Source organism: Victivallis sp. (assembly GCF_048170485.1).
GTDB lineage: Bacteria > Verrucomicrobiota > Lentisphaeria > Victivallales > Victivallaceae > Victivallis.
In genome coordinates, this window is sequence record NZ_DBEXAY010000258.1 from 1 (window position 1) to 4489 (window position 4489).

A 4489-nucleotide genomic window follows, 5' to 3' on the forward strand; every position below is an offset into this window, starting at 1 on the left:
CAGGGGATATTTCCGGGGAGTCAAATCTGTTTTTCCACGGGGAGCTCTTCGAGCGCGTACTTCCATTTGCCCAGAGTAAGGCCGAATACCTGAAGGACTGCATCTCCCTCTTCGAGGAGTACGGCTGGGACTGGTGTTATCACGCCTTCCGGGTGTGGCACGGCTGGAGCGTGGAACACAGCGACGACCCCCGCAACCTCGCCCCGGTCCCTCACACGCTCCGCAAGCAGGTTCTGCTGGATGCATTCAAGAAGAACCGACTCTGAAATCTGACCGGCGGAAGACGGAAACGGAGTGCTGCAGACTTCGAACGTTTTGCAGCACTCCGTTTTTCTGCATTCCGTTGTGGTCCGGAGCTGTCGTTGTCGCAAAAAAAAGGGCTGTTGCACACCCGTGAGGGTTCTGCAACAGCCCTTCTGACTCGATGGAGGGGAGTTCCCTGGCGGAAACTCCCTCGCAGGAGCGGCAGAATTACATCATGCCGCCCATGCCTCCCATGCCGCCCATACCGCCGGCCGGAGCCGCGGCGGGTTCTTTTTCTTCCTTGATGTCGGTGATCAGGCACTCGGTCGTCAGCAGGAGGCTGGCAATCGAGGAGGCGTTCTGCAGCGCAGAACGGGTCACCTTCGCCGGATCGATAATGCCGGCCTTGAGCATATCGGTGTATTCGCCGTTGGCGACGTTGAAGCCGTCGTTGCCTTTGAGTTCCTTGATGCGCTGCACGACGACGCTGCCCTCATACCCGCCGTTGGCGGCGAGCTGACGGAGCGGCTCTTCGACCGCGCGCTTGACGATGGCGGCACCGGTGGCCTCATCGCCGGAGAGCTGCAGCTTGTCGATCGCCGCCGCGGCACGGATCAGCGCCACGCCGCCGCCGGCGACGATGCCCTCTTCCACCGCGGCACGGGTGGCGTGCAGAGCGTCATCAACGCGGTCCTTCTTCTCCTTCATCTCCACCTCGGTAGCGGCGCCGACGTTGATGACGGCCACACCGCCGGCCAGCTTGGCGAGACGCTCCTGGAGTTTCTCGCGATCGTAATCGCTGGTGGTCTCCTCGATCTCGCGGCGGATCTGGGCGACACGGCCCATGATCGCGGCCTGGGTGCCGGCGCCTTCGACGATCGTGGTGTTCTCCTTGGTGACGGTGATGCGCTTGGCTTTGCCGAGCTGATCGAGCGTCACGTTCTCAAGCTTGATGCCGAGATCTTCGGTAATGCAGGTGCCGCCGGTCAGGATGGCGATGTCCTGCAGCATGGCCTTGCGGCGGTCGCCGAAGCCCGGCGCCTTGACCGCGCAGACCTTGAGGATGCCGCGCATGCTGTTGATGACCAGCGTGGCCAGCGCTTCGCCTTCGACGTCCTCTGCGATGATGAGGAGCGGCTTGCCCTCCTTGGCGACCGCCTGGAGCAGCGGGAGCATGTCGTTGAGGTTGCTGATCTTCTTCTCGTGAATCAGAATGTAGGCGTCCTCGAGGACCGCTTCCATCGCTTCGGTGTTGGTGGCGAAGTAGGGCGACAGATAGCCCTTGTCGAACTGCATACCTTCGACCACGTCGAGGGTGGTCTCAAGGGTCTTGGCCTCTTCGACGGTGATGGTGCCTTCCTGGCCGACCTTGGCCATCGCTTCGGCAATGATGTTGCCGATGGTGGTGTCTCCGTTGGCGGAGATGGAGGCGACCTGGGCGATCATGTCGCCGCTGACCTTGGTGCTCATCTTGGCGATTTCGGCCACGACGGCGTCGACGGCCTTCTCAACGCCCCGCTTGAGTTCCATCGGGTTGGAACCGGCGGTGACGTTCTTGAGACCTTCGCGGTAGATGGCCTCGGCCAGCACGGTCGCGGTGGTGGTGCCGTCGCCGGCGACGTCATTGGTCTTGCTGGCGACCTCTTTGACCATCTGAGCGCCCATGTTGGCATAGGGGCACTTGAGTTCGATCTCTTTGGCGACGGTGACGCCGTCCTTGGTGATAGCGGGGGCGCCGAACTTCTTGTCGATTACAACGTTGCGTCCCTTCGGGCCGAGGGTGGCCTTGACCGCTTTCGAAAGGAGGGTCACGCCTTCGAGAATGCCGCGACGGGCTTCATCGGAAAAAACAAGCTGTTTAGCCATGGTATTGAAAACTCCTGTTTGTTGCTGTTAGCTGAAAATGGTTGCGGGGAGGGGTCAGCCGATCACCGCGAGGATGTCGTCCTGGTTGACCACTTTGTATTCCTTGTCATCGACCTTGACCTCGGTGCCGCCGTAACGGCTGGTCAGGACGATATCGCCGACCTTGACGTCGAAGGGGATCTTGTTGCCCTTGTCATCGTTCTTGCCGGTGCCGAGCGCGATCACCTTGTACTCCTGCGGTTTCTCCTTCGCGGAATCGGGGATGAGAATTCCACCCTTCATCTGTTCGGTGTTCTCGCAGATCTCGAGAAGGACGCGGTCGCCGAGCGGCTTGATGTTGACATTCGACATTTTGATACTCCTTATTGTTTGGGTGTTTGGATTCACACAACTGTTCTCGTTTCGGAAACTAAAACTCCCCCGCCCGGGAGTTCCCCCGGGCGGGGCTCTTCAATGGATTACTCTTCCACCTAGGAATTGAGTTTATTTGTCATCCACGACTTCCGCGTCGACAACCCCGTCGTCATTGCCGTTGTTGTTCGCGTTCTGCTGGCCGGCGCCGGCATTGCCGGCGGCCGCGCCCTGCTGCTGCTGCGCGTAAACCGCTTCGCCGAGTTTCATCAGGAGCTGTTCCAGTTCCTGCATGGTCGACTTCATGGCTGCAGTGTCGTCGGATTCGATTTCCTTCTTGAGTTTGGCGATGCCGCTTTCGATCTGGCCCTTGACATCGGCCGGGAGCTTGTCGCCATACTCCTTGAGCTGTTTCTCCGTCTGATAGACCATCGAATCAGCCTTGTTCTTGGTCTCGATCTTATCCTTGGCCGCCTTGTCGTCTTCGGCGTGGGCCTTGGCTTCGTTGACCATCTTTTCGATCTCCGCCTCGGTGAGGCCGCTCGACGCGGTGATGGTGATCTTCTGCTCCTTGCCGGTGCCGAGATCCTTGGCCGTCACGTGGAGGATGCCGTTCGCGTCGATATCGAAGGTCACCTCAATCTGCGGGACGCCGCGCGGCGCCGGAGCGATGCCGTCGAGTTTGAAGAGGCCGAGCGATTTGTTGTCGCGGGCCAGTTCCCGTTCGCCCTGCAGCACGCGGACATCCACCGCGGGCTGGTTGTCGGTCGCCGTACTGAAGATCTCGCTCTTCTTGGTCGGGATCGTGGTGTTGCGCTCGATCAGCTTGGTCATCACGCCGCCCATCGTCTCGATACCGAGCGACAGCGGGGTGACGTCGAGCAGCAGCACATCGTTGACTTCGCCTTTGAGAACTCCGCCCTGAATCGCGGCGCCGGCGGCGACCACTTCATCCGGGTTGACGCCCTTGTGCGGTTCCTTGTCGAAGGTCTCCTTGGCCACTTCCTGCACACGGGGCATACGGGTCATACCGCCGACCAGGATCACTTCCTTGATCTGGCTCTTGGTGACCTCCGCGTCCTTCATGCAGTTCTGGCACGGAATCTTGGTGCGGTCAAGCAACGGATCGCAGAGTTTTTCCAGCTGAGCGCGGGTGAGGGTCATGTTCATGTGGACCGGCCCGTCCTGGTTCATGGTGATGAACGGCAGGTTGATGTCGGTGCTCATGCTCGAGGAGAGTTCGCACTTCGCCTTTTCCGCCGCCTCCTTGAGCCGCTGAAGCGCCTGCGGATCCTTGCGCAGATCGACGTTGTTCTCTTTCTGGAACTCGTCAGCGAGATAGTTGATGACCGCCTGGTCGAAGTCATCGCCGCCGAGGTGGGTGTCGCCGTTGGTGGCCTTCACTTCGAAGACGCCGTCGCCGATTTCGAGGATTGAGATATCGAAGGTGCCGCCGCCGAGGTCGTAGACCGCCACGGTTTCATCGCTCTTCTTGTCGAGGCCATAGGCAAGTGCCGCGGCCGTCGGCTCGTTGATGATCCGGAGCACTTCAAGTCCGGCAATCTTACCGGCGTCCTTGGTCGCCTGACGCTGACTGTCGTTGAAGTAGGCCGGGACGGTGATGACCGCCTGGCTGATGGTTTCGCCGAGGTAGGCTTCCGCATCGGTCTTCAGTTTCTGAAGGATCATTGCGGAGATCTCCGGCGGGGAGTAGGTGTGGTCGCCGACGCGGACGTGAGCGTCACCGTTGGGCGCTTCGACGATTTCGTACGGGACCAGTTCCTTCTCGCGCTGGACTTCGGAATATTTCCGGCCCATCAACCGTTTGATCGAGAAGATGGTGTTCTTCGGATTGGTCACCGCCTGCCGTTTCGCGGTCTGGCCGACCAGACGTTCGCCGCTCTTGGTGAAGGCGACGATGGAAGGCGTGGTGCGGTTGCCTTCCGCGTTGGGGATAATCTTGTACTCACCGTGGTCCATGACAGCCATGCAGCTGTTGGTTGTGCCGAGGTCGATACCTAAAATTTTA

Annotated in this window: 3 protein-coding genes and 1 pseudogene; 1 reads left to right on the forward strand and 3 read right to left on the reverse strand. The window is 60.2% G+C overall.

What is annotated here, in order from left to right; all coding sequences use genetic code 11:
• A pseudogene (locus ACMLHG_RS13470) lies at positions 1 to 266 on the forward strand (hypothetical protein); the annotation flags it as partial.
• A gap of 205 nt (positions 267 to 471) precedes the next feature.
• Here ACMLHG_RS13470 and groL read toward each other — a convergent pair.
• The 3 genes from groL to dnaK all read right to left on the reverse strand — a co-directional run.
• Entirely contained in the window at positions 472 to 2109 is a 1638-nt protein-coding gene (groL, locus tag ACMLHG_RS13475) for a chaperonin GroEL (protein ID WP_294434271.1), read from the reverse strand.
• A gap of 54 nt (positions 2110 to 2163) precedes the next feature.
• Positions 2164 to 2460, reverse strand: coding sequence for a co-chaperone GroES (locus tag ACMLHG_RS13480; protein WP_294434269.1), 297 nt, complete (start codon positions 2458 to 2460; stop codon positions 2164 to 2166).
• A gap of 132 nt (positions 2461 to 2592) precedes the next feature.
• The coding region (dnaK, locus tag ACMLHG_RS13485) for a molecular chaperone DnaK (protein WP_417170832.1) at positions 2593 to 4489 on the reverse strand (1897 nt) is incomplete at its 5' end.

Bases quoted from the DNA above. Each gene is read 5' to 3' on its own strand.
- groL (WP_294434271.1), bottom strand. From the start codon at position 2,109: ATGGCTAAACAGCTTGTTTTTTCCGATGAAGCCCGTCGCGGCATTCTC.
- ACMLHG_RS13480 (WP_294434269.1), bottom strand. From the start codon at position 2,460: ATGTCGAATGTCAACATCAAGCCGCTCGGCGACCGCGTCCTTCTCGAG.